Here is a 21,402-nt window from a genome sequence, read left to right as displayed (position 1 = left end):
GTGGTCTGTTTGGGTGTCTTGAGCCGCGATGGTAAAGGAGGAGGGGATTTGGACGCTTCAAGTCGAGTCTTGAGTGAACTGGCCAGCCGTGAGGCCGCGCTAGATGCCCAGATCGAAGCGGCCCGCGAGGAAGCGAAGCGGGAGGTCGAGGCTGCCGAGCAGGAAGCGGCCCGTATTCTCCGTGACGCAGAATCGCGTGCTCAGGCCATGCAGGCCGAACATGACGGGCAGCTGAACACCGAAACGCACGCCATTCGTGCAGACGCCACCGCGCAGGCTGAGGGCGACGCACACACGGCGCGTGAGCGGGCCAGTTTACGAGTACAGCAGGCTGCCGAACACATTCTGAAGGCGGTGTTGCCGTGATCAACCCCATGCAGCAGGTTGTGATTGCCGTTCGCAAGCGGGACAGCGAAACGGTCATCACGGCCCTGCAAGACGCCGGGGTGCTGCACCTCAAGCCCATCACGGGCGGCCCGCTCAACACGGGTTCGTTGGTCGGTCAAGATGCCTTGGCCCGCCGCGAAGACGAACGCCTGTTGGCACGGGCCGAAAGTACCATTGCCGAACTCGGCGCTTACCGCCCCGCCCCCGCTCCCCTGCCCGCGCAGGGCGAGTGGGAAAACGTAGTGGAAGCTGCCGCCGTTCCGGTCGGTGCGCTTGCCAAAGAGCGTCAGGCGCTTCAGGCCGATCTAGACGCCGAAGCTGCTTACGGCCCTGCGGTGCGTGCCCTGTCGCACATCGTGGGCGGGCTAGACCGCAGCCGCCGCGTGAGCCTGGTGCCATTCCTGCTTCAGCCCGCCGATAACGTGGCCGAACTGGACGCGGCGCTGCAAGCCTCGCTGAAAGACCGCTACCTGCTGGCCACCGAGCCTGTGGGCCAAAACCGCGTGGGCGTCATCGCTACCCTGAAAGGGGAACGCGACGCCGCCCGCACCGCGCTGGGCAAGGTTCGCCTCGGTGAACTGCGCTTGCCGGGACGCTTCGACAACATGCCCCTCTCAGAAGCCGCCTCGGAAATGGAGCGGATTCAGAAGGGCGGCGCAGACCGTCAGGTCGGACTGAACGGCACCCGCGAGAAGTTGGCGCAAACGCACGGCCCCGCGCTGTACGCCGTGCGCGACGCCCTCAAAGACCGGGTCGCCATTCATGATGTGCGGGCGGTATCGGCACGCGGCAAATACAGCCTTGCCATGCAGGGCTACGTTCCCGCCGACCGCGTGCCTGCGCTGACTGCCGCGCTGGGCAAATTCGGTGACGCCGTCAGCTTCGAGTTCCATGAAGCCGACGAGCACCACGACGCCACCATTCCCGTGCAACTGAAAAACAACGGGTATGTACGGCCCTTCAGCCTCGTCATGGGTCTGATGAGCCTGCCCAAATACGGCACCTTTGACCCCACGTGGGTCATCGCCGTGTTTTTCCCGCTGTTCTTCGGGATCATCATTGCCGACATCGGTTACGGCTTCTTGTTCTTGCTGTTCGGCCTCTGGCTGCTGGGCAAGGCCAAGCGCAACGAGGGCTGGGATCTCAGCTTCTTCGGGGCGTATGTACCGCCCGCCACCCTCAAAGACCTCGGCTTCGTCACCAACGTGATGTCAGCTTGGGCCATCGTGTGGGGTGTCCTGACCGGCGAACTGTTCGGCACGCTTGGCGAGCATATTCACCTGTTCTACGTCGATCCGGCCATCGTGAACAACCTGTGGGGCTGGACCGGAATCGTGGCCGAAGCCCATGAGGGCGAAAAGCACTACGGCCTGATTCCCACCGTGTTCCCACGCCTGGAAACCGATTACTTTTCCAACGTGGCTCTCGTGTTCGCGCTGCTGTTCGGCATCGTCCAAGTCCTGTGGGGCTGGGGCATCCGTATTCAGCAGGGCATCAAGCACAAAGACGCCGTGCATATCTGGGAAGGCATCGCCTTGTTCGGCGGTGTGGGCGCTCTGATTCTGATGGCGTTCGCCACCCAGGCAGGCAAGAACTTCGGCCAGTTTTCCAACTTCTCTAACCCCCTGATTCTGCTGATGTACGTGGGCTTTGCCCTGTTCCTAATTGGCTGGATTCGGGTCATCAAGCAGTATCCGCTGCTGCCCATCGAACTGCTCTCGCAGGGCGGCGCGGTCGTCAGCTACGCCCGTATCTTCGCCGTGGGTCTGGTCAGCGCAATTTTGGCCAAACTCTGCACCGACGTGGGCTGGAGCCTGTACGAAAATATCGGCTTCCTCGGCATCATCATCGGTGTGATTCTCGGCGCGGCGCTGCACTTCTTCGTGCTGGCCCTCACCCTGATCGGCCACGTGATTCAGCCCCTCCGTTTGCATATGGTCGAATTCCTCAATCCCACCGGCTTCAACGCCGAAACCAGCCCCGCGTACAATCCTCTTCGCCGCCTTAGCGCCAGCGCCAGCGTCAATGCTGGGGCCGGGCAGGTCAAATAATTTCAGGAGTGTCCACTATGACCAAGTACAACAAGATCGTCCTCGCTTCCCTCGTTCTCGCCCTCGCCACCACCGGCTTTGCCCAAGAAGCGGGCGCGGCTGCCAACGATGACCTGTACCGTGGGTTGCGTGCAGTGGGCGCAGGTTTGGCCCTCGGTCTGGGCGCAGTGGGCACCGGCATCGCGCAGGCCCGCATCGGCTCCAGCTTGGTCGGCGCAGTGGCCGAAGACCCCAGCAAGGCCGGTAGCCTGCTGCTCTACTTCCTGATCCCTGAAACGCTCGTGATCTTCGGCTTCCTCGCCCTGTTCATCCTGAACTGATATGGCGCTCGACAAGCTTCTCGAACAGGAGGCGCAATCGGAAATCGAGCGCATCCGCGCCGAAGCCCGTGACCGCGCCGCCACCATCCTGAAAGACGCCCAAGACCGCGCCGAAGCCCTGCTGGACAGCCGAACCCGCGCCCTGCACAGCCAGCGTCAAGCAGGTCTCGTGCGGGCACGCAGCGCCGCCGAACTCGAACTGAGTGCGTCTCGTCTCAAAGCGGGCGAACACGGAATGGCGCAGGTGTACAGCCTCGTGGAAGGTCACTTGCAAGAAGTGATCGCTGCTCCCGAATACCGCGAGATTTTGGCGCGGTTAATCTGGCAGGCCCGCGAAGCCATTCCCAACGCCGACGCGGTTGAAGTGAACCCCGCCGACGTGATGGTGGCTTGCGAACTCGTGACTGATCTGCCCGTGCGTGAAAACGCCGGAATCGTGGGCGGTGTGCGCGTGCTGTCCAACGGTGGTAAGAGCGGCATCACCAATACCCTCGCAGGCCGACTCGACCGCGTGAAGGGTGAACTTGCCCCGCAGATCAGCCGTCTGCTGGCCGAGTAAAGGACGCCCATGCCCGACGATTACGCTTACATCAACACGCGTGTCCGCATCATGCGAACCAAACTGCTCGACGGGCGCTCGCTCGACTCGGCGCTCTCGTCGGGCAGCTATCAGGAATTTTTGCGTGTGCTGACCGAAACCGAACTGGCCGCCAACATGCGTGAAACCACGACCGAGGGTGCGGGTCTGCCCGAACTCGACCGCGCCCTGTCTGCCAACCTGTTTGCCACCACCCAGAAGGTACTGAACTTTGCCGATGGCGACGCCAAACGCGAGATTCAGGCCCTGCTGATGAAGTGGGATCTGGTGAACCTCAAGACCGTGGCGCGTGGTGTGGTCGGTGGACGCGGCGCAGACGCCATTTTGGACAGCCTGATTCCGGGCGGCACCATCAAAATTGCTGCCCTGCAAACCGCTGCTCAGAGCAGTGATTTGGCTGCCGCCGCCGCCGCCATCGCCCTCAGTGGACACCCGCTGGCCAAGGCGATGCGCGACGGAGCCAGTGCTTACGCTGCCAGTGGCCGCTTGCTGGACTTGGAAGTGACGTTGGATCAGGGCTACTACCGCCACGCGCTGAACGTGGCCCGCAATACCAGCCTGCGCCGTTACTTGAGCCGGGAAATCGACGTGACCAATGCGCTGATTGCCCGCGCCAGCAAAGGCCAACCCCTCGACCCCAACTTGTTTGTGGCGGGCGGGCACCTCGACGCAGGCGGCTACGCACGCTTGGCAGGCGGGGACGCAGGCGGCGTGCCCGATATCGTGGGCATTCTGGACGCTCCGACCCTGGAGGACGCCGAAGTCGCGGCGCGGACGGCGCTCGACAATGCCGCCCGTAATGTGGCGGCGGGCGACCCCGAAGGTGTGGGCATCATCCTTGATTTCCTGCGCCGCAAAGAAATCGAGATTGCCAAACTGCGCCTGATCGCACGCGGGAAGTTTTATAACCTGAGTGCTGAATCTATTCGGAAAGAGGTGCAGGCATGACCGCCAAAGCCCAAGCAGGCGGCACCTTGCAGCGCGTGGCGGTGTTGGCCGACAACGAAACGGCCACCGGCTACCGCTTGGCGGGTGCAGAAGTCATCGAGGCCACCCCGGAAAGCGCCCTGCGTGAACTGGAAGCCCTGATTACCGGCAACCGCTACGGCCTGATCGCCATCGACACCGGCCTGATTCCCGACCCAGCCACCGCCACCGCCCGCATCATGCGGGGCCGGGATCTGCCCATCCTCTTGCCTATTCCCAGCTTGGCCGACGCCTTTAGTGCCGATACCGTGGACGCCAAAGCCTACATGGGTAAACTCGTGCGCGAAACCATCGGCTTTGACATCAAGTTGTAACCCTGTTTAAGAAATACCGTGTCCAAGGGTCTAAAGGTCTAAGGAAAAGACCCACAAATGGTTGAGTTTTTTGCCCTTAGACTCTTAGACCCTAGACCCTTAGACCTTCTCAAGGAGAACGAATGACGCAGAACAAAGCAGGCGTCGTGCAGAGTATCGCTGGCCCCGCCGTGATCGCCAACGGCATGTACGGCGCGAAAATGTACGACATCGTGCGCGTAGGCACCGAGCGTCTGGTCGGAGAAATCATTCGACTGGACGGCAATACGGCCTTCGTGCAGGTGTACGAAGATACCAGCGGCCTGACGGTGGGCGAACCCGTCGTCACGACCAACTTGCCCCTCAGCGTCGAACTGGGGCCGGGCATGCTCAACGGCATCTATGACGGCATTCAGCGCCCTCTGGACAAAATCCGTGAAGCTTCGGGCGACTTTATCGCTCGCGGTATCGAAGTCAGCAGCCTTGACCGCACCAAAACCTGGGCCTTTACGCCCAGCGTGAATGCGGGCGACATGGTCATCGGGTCTTCGATCCTCGGCACCGTGCCCGAATTCAGCTTCACGCACAAGATCCTGACGCCCCCCGAAAAGAGCGGCAAGCTGCGCTGGGTGGCGGCAGCAGGCGACTACAACATCGACGATACGATTGCTGAACTGGAAGACGGAACCAAGCTCCGCATGGCCCACTACTGGCCCGTGCGTGCGCCCCGTCCCGTTGCCAAAAAGCTTGACCCCAGCTTGCCCTTCCTGACCGGAATGCGCATTCTGGACGTGCTGTTCCCTCTGGTGATGGGCGGCGCGGCAGCTATTCCCGGCCCCTTCGGATCGGGCAAAACCGTAACCCAGCAAAGCGTGGCGAAGTACGGCAACGCCGACATCGTGGTGTACGTGGGTTGCGGCGAGCGCGGCAACGAGATGACCGACGTGTTGGTGGAGTTCCCCGAATTGGTTGACCCCAAGACGGGCGGCCCGCTGATGCACCGCACCATCCTGATCGCCAACACCTCTAACATGCCGGTGGCGGCGCGTGAAGCGTCCGTGTACACGGGCATTACGCTGGCCGAGTACTTCCGCGATCAGGGCTACTCCGTGTCCCTGATGGCCGACTCCACCAGCCGCTGGGCCGAAGCCCTCCGCGAAATCTCCAGCCGCCTTGAAGAAATGCCCGCAGAAGAAGGCTACCCCCCTTACCTCGGTGCGAAACTCGCGGCGTTCTACGAGCGTGCCGGAGCGGTGACCACCCTCGGCGGCGAAACAGGCGCAGTCAGCGTGATCGGCGCAGTTTCGCCGGCAGGCGGCGACATGTCTGAACCCGTGACTCAGGCCACCCTGCGTATTACCGGCGCGTTCTGGCGTCTTGACGCTGGCCTGGCCCGCCGCCGCCACTTCCCAGCGATCAACTGGAACGGCTCTTACAGCCTGTTCACACCGATTCTGGATGGCTGGTACCGCGCCAACGTCGGCCCCGACTTCCCCGAACTGCGCCAGCGCATCGGCAACCTGCTTCAGCAAGAAGCCGCGCTGCAAGAAGTGGTGCAACTTGTCGGCCCCGACGCCCTGCAAGACAACGAGCGTCTGATCATCGAAGCGGGCCGCATGTTGCGTCAGGATTTCCTGCAGCAAAACGGCTTCGACCCCGTTGACGCCAGCGCCTCCATGCCCAAAAACTACGGTCTGATGCAGATGTTCCTGAAGTTTTACGATCAGGCCGACATTGCGCTGAAGGGCGGAGCCACCATCGACGAAATTATTCAAAGCCCCGTGATCGAGAAACTGGGCCGCGCACGATACACGCCCGAAGGCGAATTTGCCGCCTACCGCGATGACGTGCTGGCCGAACTCGACACGACCTTCAAGGGAGTCAAGGTATGACCCTGCTCAAGAAGGAATACAACGATGTGGCCTATATCTCCGGTCCCTTGTTGTTCGTAAATGCGGCCTCCGACCTCGCTTACGGCGCAATCGTCGAAATCAAGGATGGTCAGGGCAAGATTCGCGGCGGACAGGTCATCAGCGTATCTGATGAAAACGCCGTGATTCAGGTGTTCGAAGAAACGCGTGGTCTGGACCTCGCCACCGCCAGCGTCAGCCTCGTTGAAGACGTGGCCCGCCTCGGCGTGAGCAAGGAAATGATTGGCCGCCGCTTTGACGGCCTGGGTCGCCCGATTGACGGTCTGCCCCAGGTGGTCGCCGAGAAGCGCGTGAGCATCAACGGCCAGCCCATGAACCCCACGGCGCGTGCCAAGCCCGAAGAATTTATTCAGACCGGCATCAGCACCATCGACGTGAACACCTCGCTGATCCGTGGTCAGAAGCTCCCCATTTTCTCGGGCAGTGGTTTGCCGCACAACGAACTGGCAGCGCAGATCGCCCGTCAGGCCAAGGTGCCCGGACACGAAGGCGACTTCGCCGTGGTGTTCGCGGCCATGGGTCTGACCCAGCGCGAAGTCAGCTTCTTCACGCAGGAATTCGAGCGCACGGGCGCACTGGCCCGCAGCGTATTGTTCCTGAACCGCGCCGACGATCCCGCCGTAGAGCGCCTTTTGACGCCCCGTATGGCGCTCACCACCGCCGAGTACCTGGCCTTCGAGCACGGCTATCACGTCCTCGTGATCCTGACCGACTTGACCAACTACTGTGAAGCCCTCCGTGAAATCGGCGGCGCACGCGAGGAAATCCCCGGACGACGCGGCTTCCCCGGCTATATGTACACCGACTTGGCAAGCCTTTACGAACGCGCAGGCGTGGTACAGGGCAAACCCGGATCGGTCACGCAGATTCCAATTCTGTCCATGCCCGACGACGATATTACCCATCCCATCCCCGACCTGACCGGGTACATCACCGAAGGCCAGATCGTGGTTGACCGGGCGCTGAACACCAAGGGCATCTTCCCGCCCATCAACCCGCTGCCCAGCCTGAGCCGCTTGCAGGGCAACGGCATCGGCAAAGGCAAGACCCGCGCCGACCACAAAAACGTGTCCGACCAGCTGTTTGCGGCTTACGCCAACGGCCTCGACTTGCGTAAATTGGTGGCAATTACGGGTGAAGATGCCCTCAGCGACACCGACAAACTGTACCTGCGCTTTGCCGATGATTTCGAGCAGTACTTCATCGGGCAGGGCGGCCAGGATCGTTCTATCGACGAGAGCCTGACGGTGGCGTGGGGCATTCTGTCCAAGCTGCCCCAGAGCCAATTGACGCGCCTCAGCAAAGACACCATCGACAAGTACTACGGTACCAAGGTGGACGAAATGTGGCGGGGCAACCGGATCTAAATAGAACATAGAGGCTAGAACGTGGATCGTAGACTAGTGTTGACCACGATCCACGCTCTACGATTTGAGCGACGAAGGAGGTGAATCTATATGGCAGGACAGATCAGCCCCACCCGCAGCGCCCTGCTCGCCAGCAAGGCTAGCCTGAAAACGGCCTCTAGCGGTGCAGACCTGCTGAAGCGTAAGCGTGACGCCCTCATCGGAGAGTTTTTTGCTCTGGTGAAAGACGCGCTGGCCGCCCGTGAGCAACTGAGCGGCGTGAGCAAGGGCGCGTATACCAGCCTGTTTGGGGCCAAAGCATGGGACAGTCCCGAAGCCGTGGAAAGCCTGAGCTTGGCGACGGGCGGTGAATACACCGTTCAGATGGAAATTCAGAGCATTTACGGCGTGAAAGTGCCTAAGATCGAGGTGCCCGCCCGTCCTACTGGCGTGAACTTCAGCCCGATCAACGTCGGCGCACGCACCATTCAGGCCGCAGGCGACTTTGGCGGCGTGATGGAAGCCATCGTAAAGGTGGCCGCCACCGAAACCAAGTTGCGGCGCATCGGCGAGGAGATTAAAAAGACCTCGCGCCGGGTCAACGCCCTAGAGCAAGTGGTCATTCCCGGCATTCAGGACGACATCCGTTTTGTGCGCGGCGTCCTCGATCAGCGCGAACGTGAAGAAAGCTTCCGTCTGAAGAAAATCAAGGCGAAGCTGGAACGCGAAAAAGAACTGGAAAAAGCCGCCACCGCAGCGGCAGGCAGTCACGGCACCGCCGCCGACTGAGTCCAGCACAGCAAAAGCCGTCCCCGCAGGGGGGCGGTTTTTTTGTTGGCTGCTAAAGTTTCGCTATCGTCCCCGCCAGATTCACCCGCGCCTGCGCCTCTAGCCCCGCAAATTCAGGCGTCGTAAATATCCGCTCCCGCTCCAAGAAGCCGCGCAAGATTTTTTTGCGGCCCACACGGTACAGCAGCCCCGGTACGTGTCCATATTCCCGGCGAATGGCGGCGTCGTAGGCAGCAAAAGCTTCGGCATCGGCTCCCAGAATGCTGAGGTCAGCGTCTATCAACAGGGCTTCAGCGCGTGTGGTGGCGGGCTCAGCGTGGCGGGTCGCCAAAATCAGGGCGTGGATGTCGGCGCCCAGATCAGCGGGTGCGCCCTGTTGCGTCAACCAGCCATCAAATACATCGGCGCTGCGTTGTTCGTTGTCGTGTTTTCGGGGATCGTAAATCAGGTCATGGCCCCACACGGCTAACGCCAGCACAGGAGTCAGCACTTGCCTACTGTCCAGCGCGTGCAGCACGGCCCGCACATGCTCAGCGTTGTGGTAGGCGCGGTGGGCCTCGGCGTAATAGGGGAGGGCAAAGGCTTCGGCAGTGGCCAGCAAAGCGGCGTCCATCGGAGCAGCGTCATTCATCATGCTCGGCCTTGGCGTCCCGTTCCATCAGGTGGCGCAGGCCCACAACGGGCGTCCATTCTCCGCTGGCGACACGTGCGACGGCCCGCACAATCGGCAGGTCGTGGCCGTGTGCGGTGGCCCAGGCGTCCAGCAGTCCTGCGGTGCGGAGGCCTTCCACCACTTTTCCCCCCTGCGCCGGAGTCTGACCGCGTGCCATCGCTTCCCCGGCGGCGCGGTTGCGGCTGTGCGCGCTGGTGGCGGTAGCGACCAAATCGCCCAATCCGCTCAGGCCGTACACCGTCTCTTCCTGTGCGCCCTGAGACAGTAAGTAGCGGCCCATTTCCCTCAGGCCACGTGTGATCAGGGTGGCTTTGGCATTGTCACCCAGTTGCAGACCGTCACCCAGGCCAGCGGCCAAAGCGATCACGTTTTTCAGTACGCCCCCGAGTTCTACGCCCACCTCATCGGTGCTGGTATACACGCGCAGGCTGGGCGTCATCAGGGCCATTTGCGCGGCGAGGGCCAAAGGTTCGTCGGTGCTGGCAACCACCGTCGCGGCGGGTAAGCCCCGGCCCACTTCCTCGGCGTGGTTGGGGCCACTCAGCACGGCCACCCGTGCAAAGCCCAACTTGCGGGCCAAGTCAGTCAGGCGTCCACCATCTGGCGCTAGGCCTTTGGCACACAGCACCACGCCCAGAGTGCGGGGCAAGTCGGCCAGCAAATCGGGCACGCCCACGCTGGGAACCACCACCAAAGCCCACTCTGCGCCCGCCACCGCTTCCGCTAGATCAGAGGTCAGGCGCACCGATTCGGGCAGCAAGCTGCCCGGCAGATATTCCCGGTTTTCGCGCACCTCGGCCAGGCGGGCGGCAAAATCGGGGCGTCTGGCCCAGAGGGTGACGGGCTGCTCAGCGCGTGCGCCGTTCACCGCCAATGCTGTGCCCCAGCCCCCAGCGCCCAGTACAGTTAAACCCGGCACAGTCAGGCCGCTCATGCGCCTGCCCAGGCAAACACCCACACACGCGGCGTTTCGGGCGTGGGCGGGGCAAAGTCGGGGTATTCCACCACTTCCCAGCGGTCAAAGCCTGCCGCGCCAAGCAGCGTCTCTAGATCGGCTGGGTCGTAGCCGCGTTCCCGGTGGGTTTCTATAAATTCCTCGGTGGTGCCGTCGCTGTTGAGCACCCGGCAAAACGCCTGCACCACGCCCACATCGGCTTCCACGTCATGATGATGAGACCAGTGGTAATGCACCTCACGGCCATCTTCGGTGTGCGCCAAACCCTCTATGGTGTTGTCTTCCCACAGTTCCCGCACGCCGATTCTGGTGTTCAGGTCGCAGGCCAACAGCCCGCCTGCCCGCAGATGCCCCTGCGCCTGCCGAAAGGCCGCGCCCAAATCGGCAGGGTCAAGCAAGTTGTTCAAGCTGTCGAAGACACAGGTGATCAGGTCAAATTGCTTGCCCAGTTCAAAGCTCCGCAAGTCGCCCACTTCAAAGGGGATGCTGGGCAGCCGTTGCCGCGCCACACGCAGCATTTCGGAGCTGCCGTCCAGCCCAGTCACGCTCAGGCCCGCTGCCTGCAACTCGCGGGTAAAGCCGCCTGTGCCGCACGCCAGATCCAGGGCGCTGAGTTGGGTGTCCGGCGCGGCGTTCAGGCCACCATCACGGGCATACGTCAGCACGAAATCGGCCCAGTGGTCATATTCCACATCGGCCATAATCGCGTCGTACACGGCGGCCAACGCGGTAAAAGGGGAGTGCTGCATAGGGGTTACTATAGCTGGGCTGTCTCTGCTAGCCGCGCCTCTATTTCGCTCTGCAAGCCTGCCAGCTCTCCCTCATCCAACACAGGAGGCCCCGCGTCTACCGTCACTTCTCCCAGCGGCACCCAACTGACACAGCCCAACATTTGCGGCGTTTCGGGGAGTACCAGCGGCGCACTCAGCGGGCGCACCCGCAGCAGCAGCGCATGAACCCAAGGGCGGCCCCGGTAGGCAAACCGACGCGAAATGGCGTCGGCAGTCAGCGCTTGCAAGTCGGCCAAGGCCCGCGCCTGCGCTTCCTGCTCTACCTTCCAGACGCCTATCACTTCGGCCAACGCTGGCAAGACAATTGCGCCGGGTTGCGGATCGTCTCGCAGCAGGAGCGCAAATTCGGGCCGCAGTTCGGCTGGGTTCTGGTGCAGGAAGGTGGGATAGAGCAGGAACGAACTGTGCTCAACTTCAAAGCCGTCGTGCGTTTCCATAATGCCGCCCTTGCGGATCAGCAGCGCGGTTTGGCCCAGACTGAGGGCTTGGGCTTGGGTGTCCCATTCTTTGAGGGCTGGGGTGAGGGAGGACATGGGCAAAGGGTAGCGCAGACAGAGAGGGCCGATTTTGCATGGCAAACATGGCAGAGGCAAACGCTTGGCCGCCTCCTTGGGGAAGGGGTTTGGATGGGGAATTGTTGTTGTAGGGTGAGTAATAAAGAACCGTCCCTCTGGGCAACAAGGGCGACAAGTGAAATCGTAAGGTTATTTAGCAGTGGTGATAATCAGGGGGCTTTTGCCAGCGAGTCCACCAGCGTATATAACGATCACTTGAGACAATGCAGGCCCGCCTAGCTAAGGAATGGATGAGTCTAGTTGGCTGCGAATGGCAGTGGCAGTTTCAGGTGTCTCCCGCCTCTACCTGTTTGGCCGCCTAGAGTTAAGCTTCTAATACTTCTTTTAGGTGAAGGTGCAAGTCCTTACCTTGTTGGTCAGTTGTTGCGCTGGGGGTGCTGCCTTATGTCTTGCACCCGTCAGGGGCTAGGGCCAAAGCGGTGGTATGATGCACGGCAGTTCCGCTTGGGCGTTCCCCGTATGGGGGCAGCCCCGGCTGAATGGGCGCGGTTTTTCCTGCACCCACCCCGCTTTACCCATCCCAATTGTTGACCCGGCACGCGCCACGCCGCTGCTTCCGCATTGTCGGGGCCGCGTTCCGTTGGCTGCTGCCCAAAGGAGAGGCCACTGCATGGAACTCACGCCACGTGTCCCGCCGCACAGCAATGACGCCGAAATTAGCGTGCTGGGCAGCATTCTGCTCGATAACGATACCTTGGCCCAACTGGGCGATACGGTGTCGCCCGAAATGTTTTACCGCGAAGGCCACCGCAAGATTTTTGCGGCCATGCGGATGCTGCAAGAAAAGGGCGAGCCTGTTGATCTGGTCACGCTGTCCGAGCATCTGCGAAGCAAGGGCGCGCTGGACGATGTGGGCGGCCTGACCTATTTAATTGGCCTGTCGGATCAGGTGCCGACTGCCGCCTACGCCGAGCATTACGCCCGGATCGTGCAGGAGAAACACACCCTGAGAATGCTGATCAGTGCGTCGGGAAAGGCCATGCAACTGGCCTACGACGCGCAACTGCCCCTGGAAGACCTGCTTGACCGCGCCGAAAAGATGATTTTCGAGGTGGCCGAGCAGAAGAAGAAGGGCGAGGCATTTCAGGCAATGGGCGAAGTGGTACACAACACCTTCGAATACATCACGTTGCTGCACGCCAATAAGGGCATTCCAGACGGCGTGAGCAGCGGCTTCCGCGACTTAGACGAGCAGATCAGCGGCTTGCAGAAGGGCAGTCTGAACGTGCTGGCAGCAAGGCCGAGCATGGGAAAAACTGCCTTCGCGCTCTCTATCGCCCAGAATGTGGCCCTACGTGGTGAGAAATCGGTGGCTGTATTCAGTCTGGAAATGCCTGCCGTACAGCTGGCCCTGCGAATGCTGTGCAGTGAGGCACGGGTAGACATGAACCGCATCCGCAGCGGGCAACTGAACGAGCGCGACTTTGAGCGCCTGGCCCACGCCGCAGGGCGACTCGCGGAAGCGCCGATGATCATCGACGATGAACCCGATTTGACCCTCAACGGCCTGAGAAGCAAGTTGCGCCGGATTTCTGCACAGCACGGACAGTTGGGGCTGGTCGTCATCGATTACCTGCAACTCATGTCGGGCGGCAAAAGCAACGGCGGCAGCGACAACAGACAGCAGGAAATCAGCACGATTTCGCGTGGCCTGAAGGGATTGGCCCGTGAACTGGAAGTACCGATCATGGTACTCAGTCAGCTCAGCCGCGCTGTAGAGCAGAGGCCCAACCATAGGCCGATGCTGTCTGACTTGCGCGAATGCGTCACGGGTGACACGCTGGTCATGCTGGCCGATGGCCGCCGCCTGCCTATTCGGGAACTGGTGGGCCAGACGCCGGAAGTCCTGGCGATGGCCGAAGATGGCCGGATCGTGGCGGCGGCCAGCGATCTGGTGTGGGAAGTAGGGGAACGTCCGGTGCTGGAAGTGCTGACCCGCAGTGGGCGGCGTTTGCGGGCCACCGCAGGCCACCGGGTCTACCGTTTGGGCGGCTGGGTCACGCTGGGCGAAGTGCAGCTCGGAGACCGGGTGGCTTTGGCGCGGCGCGTGCCCGAACCCGCCCCCACTGAAACAGCTACCACCCCAACAGTGTGGCCCGAAGACCATGCGGCCTTACTAGGCCAACTGATTGGAGACGGCAGTTTTCTGAAGGGTCAGCCCCTGCGCTACACCACCGCTTCAGAAGAGAACAGCGAACTGGTGCGCCGCGTGGCCGAAAGCTTCGGCTCCACCGTCTCTCGGCACGCGGGCCGGGGCAACTGGCATCAACTCGTAATCGCGGGTAACGGCAACCGCTGGCACGCGGCGGGCATGGGGGCGTGGCTCAAGGGCTTGGGCATCTTCGGTCAGCGTTCGCAGCAAAAACGCATTCCAGCCGTTCTGTTCACCCAACCGCTTCCCGTAGTGGCGGCCTTGCTGCGCCATCTGTGGGCCACCGACGGCTGCATTCATGTGCGTGAAAAGGGCGGAAGCAGCCGGGTGTATTTCGCCACCTGTAGCGAGGGCTTGGCGCGAGATGTGGCTGCCCTGCTGCTACGCTTCGACATTGTGGCCCGCGTCAAATCGGTGGTTCAAACGGCTTCCCCCACCTTGTCTCTGCTCTGGAATGTGGATGTCTTGGGGGCAGAAGCACAGCTGGCCTTCCTGAACGGCGTGGGAACATTCGGGCCGTGTGTGGCACCGGGCGAGGCGCTGTGGGCGCTGCTGGAATCTCAAACGGCTAATACTAACGTCGATACCCTGCCGAAGGAAGCCTTTGCACGCGTCAAAACATTGATGGCCCAGCAGGGCGTGTCTCAGCGGGCGATGGCAGCGGCGCGGGGTACGGCTTACGGCGGTTCATCTCACTTCCGCTTCGCGCCGTCGCGGGCCGTATTACTCGATTACGCCGCCCACCTTTCGGATGACACACTGCGCGAATGGGCGCAGAGTGACCTGTTTTGGGATGAAGTCATCAGCATCATGCCAGCGGGGAGCGAAGTGGTCTACGACCTGACCGTGCCCGGCCCCGCCTCCTGGTTGGCCGACGGCCTGATCAGTCATAATTCCGGGGCCATTGAGCAAGACGCCGACATCGTGATGTTCATTTACCGCGACGAGTATTACAACAAAGAGACGGATCAACAAGGCATTGCCGAAATTATTATTGGCAAGCAGCGCAACGGGCCAGTGGGAACGGTCAAGTTGCAGTTTCATAGCGCACATGTCCGGTTTAATGACCTTGCGCCGGAGGGTGTGTAATGCCAGAAGAAGCAGTAAAAGCAGCAGGACAGGGCGCGGGCAGACGGCGCAGACGCAGACGTACCCCCAAAGCGCCCGACGGCGGCAGTGGCTCGGCCAACTTGCAACAGTCGGGGCAGTTGCGGCCCGGTCAGGTATCCAACGCCACCGCCGCGCCCATTCCCGCCGTGCCCAACAAACGCGGCCAAAAGCGCCCACTGGCCGAACCGCGAATTGGCGTGGGCTGCATCATCATGCGCGGCGACGAGATTTTGTTGGTGCGTGAGCGCGGGCGGTGGAGTTTACCCAAGGGCGGCCTGGAGGCGGGCGAACTGATTCAGGAAGGCGCACGCCGTGAAACCTTTGAGGAAACGGGCCTGATCGTGGAACTGCGCGATCTCGCCTTCATCGTGGAATTTCAGGCGCAAACGTGGGGCCACCACCTGCAATTTTTCTACACAGGCCGCGAGGTGGGCGGCAAGCTGGAGCCGCGTGACCCAGACCGCGACGTGCAGGAAGCCCGCTTTATTCCGATCCGGCAACTGCGCGAATTTATCCGCTTCCGGCCCCGCCTGCTGGCCCTGGAGACGTGGCTGCGCGAGCGTCGGCCCCGCCATTTCGTGTTCAATCTGGACAAAGAACCCGCCATGCTCCGGAAGCGGCGGCGCGTGGGTGAAGGCCTGCCCAGCGGCTCGCAATTTGACATGACGGACGACGGCGACGAAGTAGATTTGTAGAAAAGCGGTGAGTGGTGAGTAGTGAAGAGTCAGTGGGGAAACACGGGTGGAATCAGAGTTTTTGCCCTTCTCAGTGACCACAATCCACTCATCACTTCCTGCATTTAAATCTGTTACTATCAGAATATGAAGCGTGTATTACGTAAGGATTTGGGGGAAGACGAGCTGGAATCTCTCCCGGCGAGTTTGCCCGTCAGTGGGCGCGGCTATGCACATGTCTGCCCAAAATGCGGCCAACCCCTGACTCTGCATGACCTGCGCGACGGCGATCAGGCGTATTGGTGCCATGCCTGCAACGTCGGCCACCGCGCCAGTGATCCACCTGCGCGGGCGTTCAAGCCGTTGCCTCAAGCGGGGTAAGCAGTTTCCCTCCATCTGGGGGGCGTTGCAGAGCAACGAGGTGGTTCGCCTTCCAGCCGCGCCCCGTAGCAATCCGCTATGCTAAGCGCCTCATGACGCGCCCCACAGATTTGCAGGCCAAGCCGCCGCACCCGTTGGCCGGTCAGGTCATTGCGGTCACGAGCGCGGATCAGGGCTACGGGCGGGCTATCAGCGGGGCATTGGCTCAGGCAGGAGCCAGCATCGTCCTCATCGGCGGCAACAGCGAAACGCTGGCATCGGCGGCCAGCACGCTGGAACATGCGGGCGGCACGGCCATTCCCATCAAGGCCGACGTAGATGTGCCGCTGGATTGGCTCAGCGCCCAGAACCGCATTCTGGATATTTTCGGTTCGCTGCACGGCATTGTTCACCTAGCCGACAAACGCGCCCACAGCAACTTTACGATGCTGACCGAGGGCGAGTGGATGGATCTGTTCAACTGCAACGTAAAGAGCAGCGTGGCGATTGCCCAGATTTTGCGCCGCCGCCTGCCCGGAGCGTGGCTGACCATCATCGGGCCGCATCTGGATGACACGGGCCTGCAAGTCCATCCCCAGCGCGGCGCGATTCGGGGCCTCGTGGAGAATGCCTACACCGAGGATTTGCGGATCAATATGATCTTGCCGGGCCGCGCCAGTTCCGGGGAAGAAGCCCTAGACCGCCCGGTGGCCGAAAGCGTGATGGCGCTGGCGACGCCCGCTCTGGGCCATCTGCGCGGCAATATCATCGATGTACCGCTGGCTCCCATTCCCAAGCTGCGCGTCATGGAACCGCAGCCCTTCTGATGAGTGGATTCAGGCAATGAAGTGTCCCTACTGCTCTGCGCCCGACAGTAAAGTCGTCAATTCTCGCCCCAGCGACGACGGGGCCAGCATTCGCCGCCGCCGCGAGTGTCTCAGCTGTGCCCGGCGCTTTACCACCTACGAACGCGCTCAGCTGGAGCCACTGATGGTGGTCAAGCGCAGCGGCCCCCGCGAGGCGTTTAACCCCGACAAGCTCTTGCGCGGCCTGACCCTCGCCACCGAAAAGCGCCCTGTGAACCCGGATGTGCTGCGGGCCTTTGCCTACGGCTTTGAAGACGATGTGCAAATCGGAGAGATCCCCAGCACCGAGATCGGGCGGCGGGCCATGACCTTCCTGCGCCCGCTGGACGGCGTGGCCTACATCCGGTTTGCCAGCGTGTACCGCGAATTCGACAGCCTGGAGAGGTTTATCGAAGAAATTCAGGGATTGAAAGATAAGGAAGAAGGCGGCGGGACGGGCTAGGTCAGATCCACGTTGAGGGTACGGTAAAACGCGTTGGTGGGCGTCTTGACCAGTTCACGGGTGTTGTGAAAACCCAAGGCCCCGTAAAAGGCCAGTTGCTCCGGGCCGTCATCGGTCAGCAGAGCCATTTGGCGCACATGGGCGTAGCGTTCCAATACGGCGCTCATCAGGGCACGGACTATCCCCCGGCGCTGTGCGTTTGGGTGCACCAGAATGTCCTGCACAAACAGGATGCTCACGTCATCGGTGACGCCGCGCACCAGCCCAAGCAAGGGGCCGCCTTCCTCCCGCGTTGTCCACACGAAGCCCGATTGCCTGACGGCCCATTCCAAGGCTGCTGGGTCTCTGGTGTAGGCGGTCGAACCCACTGAGGCGTAGAGGGCCAACAGTTCAGGCAGAGGCGCGGACTTCGCGGCAACGGTAAAGGTCATACCGACTATTTTGTCCTGTTCGGTGGGCATGACCTCTGTGCCATCTGGTCAGTGTTAGAACTCTAACCCTGTCGGCGTCTCTATGCCCGCTGGGATCGCCGTGACCAGCACTTCATATTTTCCAGTCACGAAGACCTTGAAACCGTGCTTCTGCAATTGGCGGCGGGCCTGCGTCACATCGGTACACAGCAGGCTCAGATCGGGGCGGGCGTAGTTTTTCATGCGTGCGCCGTAGCTGAGGTGGCCGTCCAGGTAGCGGGCATTGGGAAACCCTAAGATCAGGCCGCCCGTGGGGGTCAGGTGGTGGCGGCGAATGGCCCGCAGCAGATCGTGTGGCACGACGCCGGGGCTTTGCAGCAGGCTGAGGGCCAGCACCAGATCAAAGCTTCCCAGTTCGGGCAAAGGCAGCGTATTCACGTCCAGCACGCGGAAGCTGAAGCTTGGATGCCGTGCGTGGGCAGCAGCGAGGGCGCTCTGGTCTAGGTCTATGCCCAAGACCTCAACTGTCCGGTCGGGAAAGGCCAGCGCCAAGGCATCCAACTCGTGGCCTGCGTTCACGCCCAGCGCCAGCACGCGGCCCCCAACGGGCGGATTGACGCGGCGCAGGGCTTCTATGAATGTTGCCAGAAACACCGGGTCTTCCAGCTTGTTTACCCGCGCCCACTCGCCCGCTGTGCCGTAGCCCGCCGCATCTGGAGCCGGGGCAGGCGCGTACCGCTGCAAGGTCAGCCGGATTCGCCCAGCGCCCACAGCTTCGGGCGTGTGCAGGTGTGCGCCCAGCAGGTCGGCCAAGTCGACCCACACGTTCAGTGGACGGTGCAGCCCTGCATTCGTGGCTTCACCTACATAAAGGCCCAGCCCCAGCCCAGGGTCGGGCACGCTGAAGGTCACGCGGCCTGCTTCGGCCAAAGCGCGGCGCAGAGCAGGCAAGATTACACTCATCGGCTCTGAGGTGAAAACCAACTCCATCAGGTGTCGGCCTGTGCAGTGGGCGTCGGCGTTTCGGCATGGGGAGTGTTGCCCGCCCGCTGGCTCAGTACCGTTGCCACCACCACCAGCAGCCCGCCGAGTGCGCCGCGTAGTCCCACACGTTCGTTGATCAGTACATAACTGAACGCAGTGGCAGTCACTGGTTCCAGCGCATAAATCAGGCTGGCTTCAGCGGCACTGACGTGGCGTTGGCCCACTGTTTGCAGCAGGGTCGTCACAGCGGTGGCGGCGATGCCCAGATACAGAAGGGGAGCCCAAGCCTCTCTTGGGGGCCAGAGTGCGTCGGGCGCGGCAATGGCGGCCCACAGCCACGCTACCACCGTCACAGTGATCAACTGGGCCATCGTAAACGGCAGGGCAGCGTGCCGGTGCGCCAGCCGTTCTAACGTGACGATAAATCCGGCGTAGGTGACGGCGCAGCCCAGCGCCCACAGGTCGCCCACCACCAATGCTCCTCCTTCCCAAGACAGGAGCCCCAGCCCCAGCACCGCCAGCGGCAATGCCCCCCACAGTGTCAGCGGCAACGGGCGGCGCTGGGCAAAGGTGAGCCAGACCGGAACCAGAATTACGCTGAGGGCCGTAAAAAACGCTGCCCGATTTGCCCCGGTGGTTTGCAGCGCAATGGTCTGTGTGCCGTATCCGGCGATCAGCCACAAGCCCAGGATGAAGCCGTCTTTGGCAAGGCTGGAACCGTCAAAGCTGTTGTGGACCACCTGCGCCGCCGGACGGTACAGCAGCAGAGCGGGGGCCAAAGCAACCGTTGCAATGAGAAAGCGCCACGCGATCAGCACGCTGGGGTCAAGCACCTCGCCCAGGGTTTTGACCACCGCAAAGGTGCTGCCCCACAGGGCTGTAACCAGAATCAGCAGGAGGACACCGCGCGTGTGAGAAGACATCACCGGAGATTCTACGCGCAGTGGCGCCGGCGACACAGAAGAACAGAGGTTTGGCTCTGCTGCCTGCGTTGTGCATACAGGAGGAGCCGAACACAGCAGGTAGAGTGTTGTTACACGGACTCCGCCTGGTAGACAACCACAAGCATGTCTGGAGCTACTCTCGTGCTAAGTACAACGTATTTAATATGTAGACTTAAGCATGGCCCGTCCTGCCCGCCGCATTGAGATTTCTGAAGACGCTGATGAGTTGCTTCGGGAACTGGAGACCAGTCCACATACGCACCCGAAGGTTCGCCTGCGGGCGAGCATCCTCCGACTGCACCGACAGGGCTGGAGCATTCCCCAGCTCTCCAGGCATTTTGGCCGAACCATCAGGTCATCCACCACGATTTTACCCGTTTCGAGGAGCGCGGCATTCTCGGATTGGCCGACGAGTGTCCACCCGGACAGCCTTCGAAAGTCACACCCGAGATGGAGCAGTTTCTCACGGAGAAATGCGAGAGCAGCGCTTCTGGAACGCTCCACTGCTGTGCGAGGCCCTCGCACAGCAGTTCGGGGTCATGATTCGACCTCGTGCATTGGCCAATTACCTGCAACGCCTGGAGTACAGCTGAAAACGCGCCCGATATTCACCCGCGCAGACACTCGATCCTGCAGTCGCTGAAACACATCGGGCCGCGCTCGACACGCTAGATAGGGTGTCACTGATGGGTTGTCAAGGCTTTGGATGGGTGGTTGTCGGTGTTGGACCAGTTCCGTCTTGAGCACGACAAAAGTCATCCTGGTAAGGTTGCCCAGATTTCACCACCGCCAACCCAGTGATCAAGAGTTTGCGTCCCAGCGCGACCAAAGCCACTTTGGCTGGCTTGCCGGTATCCCGCAAATGGCGATAGTAGGTTCGCATTCGGCTGTGTGACCTTGCTCCCCCAAGGCCGAGAGATACGCGATCCGCCGCAAACGGGCGTTGCCGGTTTTGGAAATACTTCCTCGGCCACGCTTGGTTCCCGACTGGTGTGGAGAGGGAGCCAGGCCTGCGGCCGCAGAAATCTCCCGCCTGGTCTCGAGCTGGGCAAATCCCACGGTCTCCGCCAACATCGTTGCTGCAGACACGAAGGCAAACCCCGGCACACTCAGCAGCAACTTCAGTTGCTGCGACAATGTTTCATCGGCATGAATCAGCGCATGCATCGCCGCTTCAATCTCCACAAGTTGCTCCATCACGAGATCTAACCGCTGCTGGGCCAGCTTCACCCCGGTCTCTGAAGCGTAATGAGCGTCTTGCAACGCTTGCAGATAATTGTGCTCCTGAGTCCGGCGCACGAGAACGGGAAGCCGTTCTCGAGTGAGCTGCTTCAGATCGTTTAAAGCTCTGCTGGGTGGCGTCCAGCGGCCCGGATGCATCACGACGCCATACCGCGCGATCAGCTCCGCATCCATCGCGTCGGTTTTGCCCCGACGCAGCACAGAACGCGCAAAATATTTGATCTGCGCTGGGTTGACCACACTCACGACACACCCGAGCGCTTGAAAATGATGTGCACAGCGCTCCCAGTAGACATTGGTCGCCTCCATCACGACCTGAACCTGCTCGGGTGGCGCGAACGTCGAGATCCAATGGCTTAACTGTTGAAGTCCGGCGGGTGTGTTCGCCACGGGGCCGCGTTGACCCAGCCAGCCTCCTGAGGCATCTTGCAGCTGAACGAAGAGCTCTCGTTTTCCGACGTCAATCCCCAGCACCAACATGCTGCACCTCCTGAGATGGGCAAAGCGTGTCAGGCACGACTT

General features: G+C 61.6%; 23 protein-coding genes. 15 read left to right on the top strand and 8 right to left on the bottom strand.

Annotation, left to right across the window (positions count from 1 at the left end):
- Positions 1-48: 48 nt before the first annotated feature.
- The 9 genes from M1R55_RS04985 (at position 49) to M1R55_RS04945 (ending at position 8,702) form a co-directional block, all read left to right on the top strand.
- Complete coding sequence (locus tag M1R55_RS04985; protein WP_249393611.1) at positions 49-366, top strand: V-type ATPase subunit subunit G family protein; 318 nt, start codon at positions 49-51, stop codon at positions 364-366.
- Positions 363-2,438 carry a V-type ATP synthase subunit I gene (locus M1R55_RS04980; protein ID WP_249393610.1) on the top strand — a complete coding sequence of 692 codons (2,076 nt, stop codon included), beginning with the start codon at positions 363-365 and terminating at the stop codon, positions 2,436-2,438. Before M1R55_RS04985 ends, M1R55_RS04980 begins: the two co-directional genes overlap by 4 nt.
- A gap of 17 nt (positions 2,439-2,455) precedes the next feature.
- The gene (locus tag M1R55_RS04975; RefSeq protein ID WP_249393609.1) at positions 2,456-2,758 is read left to right on the top strand and encodes a V-type ATP synthase subunit K; all 303 of its coding nucleotides are present in this window, start codon (positions 2,456-2,458) and stop codon (positions 2,756-2,758) included.
- Position 2,759: 1 nt separating this feature from the next.
- Positions 2,760-3,317 (top strand): V-type ATP synthase subunit E, encoded by a 558-nt coding sequence (locus M1R55_RS04970; protein ID WP_249393608.1) that lies wholly within the window; start codon positions 2,760-2,762, stop codon positions 3,315-3,317.
- Positions 3,318-3,326: 9 nt separating this feature from the next.
- Positions 3,327-4,304 carry a V-type ATPase subunit gene (locus M1R55_RS04965; protein WP_249393607.1) on the top strand — a complete coding sequence of 326 codons (978 nt, stop codon included), beginning with the start codon at positions 3,327-3,329 and terminating at the stop codon, positions 4,302-4,304.
- Positions 4,301-4,657, top strand: a complete 357-nt coding sequence (locus tag M1R55_RS04960; RefSeq protein WP_305880271.1) for a V-type ATP synthase subunit F — start codon at positions 4,301-4,303, stop codon at positions 4,655-4,657. Before M1R55_RS04965 ends, M1R55_RS04960 begins: the two co-directional genes overlap by 4 nt.
- A 122-nt stretch (positions 4,658-4,779) precedes the next feature.
- A complete protein-coding gene (locus tag M1R55_RS04955; RefSeq protein WP_249393606.1) occupies positions 4,780-6,528 on the top strand; it encodes a V-type ATP synthase subunit A in 1,749 nt (582 codons plus the stop codon).
- Positions 6,525-7,934 carry a V-type ATP synthase subunit B gene (locus tag M1R55_RS04950; protein ID WP_249393605.1) on the top strand — a complete coding sequence of 470 codons (1,410 nt, stop codon included), beginning with the start codon at positions 6,525-6,527 and terminating at the stop codon, positions 7,932-7,934. The genes M1R55_RS04955 and M1R55_RS04950 overlap by 4 nt, the downstream gene beginning before the upstream one ends.
- Positions 7,935-8,024: 90 nt before the next feature.
- Complete coding sequence (locus M1R55_RS04945) at positions 8,025-8,702, top strand: V-type ATP synthase subunit D (protein WP_249393604.1); 678 nt, start codon at positions 8,025-8,027, stop codon at positions 8,700-8,702.
- A gap of 52 nt (positions 8,703-8,754) precedes the next feature.
- Here the strand turns inward: M1R55_RS04945 and M1R55_RS04940 are convergent, their stop codons facing one another.
- From M1R55_RS04940 to M1R55_RS04925, 4 genes are read right to left on the bottom strand one after another with little or no spacing between them, the layout of a single operon-like run.
- On the bottom strand, positions 8,755-9,333 hold the full coding sequence (locus tag M1R55_RS04940; protein ID WP_249393603.1) for a phosphohydrolase: 579 nt from the start codon (positions 9,331-9,333) through the stop codon (positions 8,755-8,757).
- Positions 9,326-10,309, bottom strand: a complete 984-nt coding sequence (locus M1R55_RS04935; RefSeq protein WP_249393602.1) for an NAD(P)H-dependent glycerol-3-phosphate dehydrogenase — start codon at positions 10,307-10,309, stop codon at positions 9,326-9,328. Before M1R55_RS04935 ends, M1R55_RS04940 begins: the two co-directional genes overlap by 8 nt.
- Positions 10,306-11,079, bottom strand: a complete 774-nt coding sequence (locus M1R55_RS04930) for a class I SAM-dependent methyltransferase (RefSeq protein ID WP_249393601.1) — start codon at positions 11,077-11,079, stop codon at positions 10,306-10,308. The genes M1R55_RS04935 and M1R55_RS04930 overlap by 4 nt, the downstream gene beginning before the upstream one ends.
- 8 nt (positions 11,080-11,087) lie before the next feature.
- Complete coding sequence (locus M1R55_RS04925; protein ID WP_249393600.1) at positions 11,088-11,654, bottom strand: DUF1802 family protein; 567 nt, start codon at positions 11,652-11,654, stop codon at positions 11,088-11,090.
- 466 nt (positions 11,655-12,120) lie between these two features.
- Here M1R55_RS04925 and M1R55_RS04920 point away from each other — a divergent pair, with 466 nt between their 5' ends.
- From M1R55_RS04920 to nrdR, 5 genes are all read left to right on the top strand, one after another.
- Complete coding sequence (locus tag M1R55_RS04920; RefSeq protein WP_371827159.1) at positions 12,121-14,937, top strand: replicative DNA helicase; 2,817 nt, start codon at positions 12,121-12,123, stop codon at positions 14,935-14,937.
- Positions 14,937-15,653, top strand: a complete 717-nt coding sequence (locus tag M1R55_RS04915) for an NUDIX domain-containing protein (RefSeq protein WP_249393598.1) — start codon at positions 14,937-14,939, stop codon at positions 15,651-15,653. The genes M1R55_RS04920 and M1R55_RS04915 overlap by 1 nt, the downstream gene beginning before the upstream one ends.
- Before the next feature lie 126 nt (positions 15,654-15,779).
- Entirely contained in the window at positions 15,780-16,013 is a 234-nt protein-coding gene (locus tag M1R55_RS04910) for a hypothetical protein (RefSeq protein ID WP_249393597.1), read from the top strand.
- Positions 16,014-16,105: 92 nt separating this feature from the next.
- Complete coding sequence (locus tag M1R55_RS04905; protein WP_249393596.1) at positions 16,106-16,819, top strand: SDR family NAD(P)-dependent oxidoreductase; 714 nt, start codon at positions 16,106-16,108, stop codon at positions 16,817-16,819.
- A 16-nt stretch (positions 16,820-16,835) separates the two neighbouring features.
- Positions 16,836-17,300, top strand: coding sequence for a transcriptional regulator NrdR (nrdR, locus tag M1R55_RS04900; protein WP_249393595.1), 465 nt, complete (start codon positions 16,836-16,838; stop codon positions 17,298-17,300).
- Here the strand turns inward: nrdR and M1R55_RS04895 are convergent.
- Genes M1R55_RS04895 through M1R55_RS04885 form a run of 3 tightly spaced genes read right to left on the bottom strand, consistent with a single transcriptional unit; the run spans position 17,297 to position 19,617 of the window.
- Positions 17,297-17,731, bottom strand: a complete 435-nt coding sequence (locus M1R55_RS04895) for a GNAT family N-acetyltransferase (RefSeq protein ID WP_249393594.1) — start codon at positions 17,729-17,731, stop codon at positions 17,297-17,299. The genes nrdR and M1R55_RS04895 overlap by 4 nt on opposite strands.
- Before the next feature lie 54 nt (positions 17,732-17,785).
- On the bottom strand, positions 17,786-18,673 hold the full coding sequence (locus M1R55_RS04890) for a bifunctional 2-polyprenyl-6-hydroxyphenol methylase/3-demethylubiquinol 3-O-methyltransferase UbiG (protein ID WP_249393593.1): 888 nt from the start codon (positions 18,671-18,673) through the stop codon (positions 17,786-17,788).
- A 26-nt stretch (positions 18,674-18,699) separates the two neighbouring features.
- Positions 18,700-19,617 carry a DMT family transporter gene (locus M1R55_RS04885; protein WP_249393592.1) on the bottom strand — a complete coding sequence of 306 codons (918 nt, stop codon included), beginning with the start codon at positions 19,615-19,617 and terminating at the stop codon, positions 18,700-18,702.
- A gap of 494 nt (positions 19,618-20,111) precedes the next feature.
- Here M1R55_RS04885 and M1R55_RS04880 point away from each other — a divergent pair, with 494 nt between their 5' ends.
- Positions 20,112-20,231: a winged helix-turn-helix domain-containing protein gene (locus tag M1R55_RS04880; RefSeq protein WP_249393591.1), complete on the top strand. Its 120-nt coding sequence runs from the start codon at positions 20,112-20,114 to the stop codon at positions 20,229-20,231.
- A gap of 208 nt (positions 20,232-20,439) precedes the next feature.
- Here the strand turns inward: M1R55_RS04880 and M1R55_RS04875 are convergent, their stop codons facing one another.
- On the bottom strand, positions 20,440-21,360 hold the full coding sequence (locus M1R55_RS04875; protein ID WP_249393590.1) for an IS110 family transposase: 921 nt from the start codon (positions 21,358-21,360) through the stop codon (positions 20,440-20,442).
- Positions 21,361-21,402 lie beyond the last annotated feature (42 nt).

This window comes from Deinococcus sp. QL22, from assembly GCF_023370075.1.
Taxonomy (GTDB): domain Bacteria; phylum Deinococcota; class Deinococci; order Deinococcales; family Deinococcaceae; genus Deinococcus.
The sequence above is the reverse complement of the archived record's forward strand: the minus strand, read 5'-3'. Positions and strand labels throughout refer to the sequence as shown.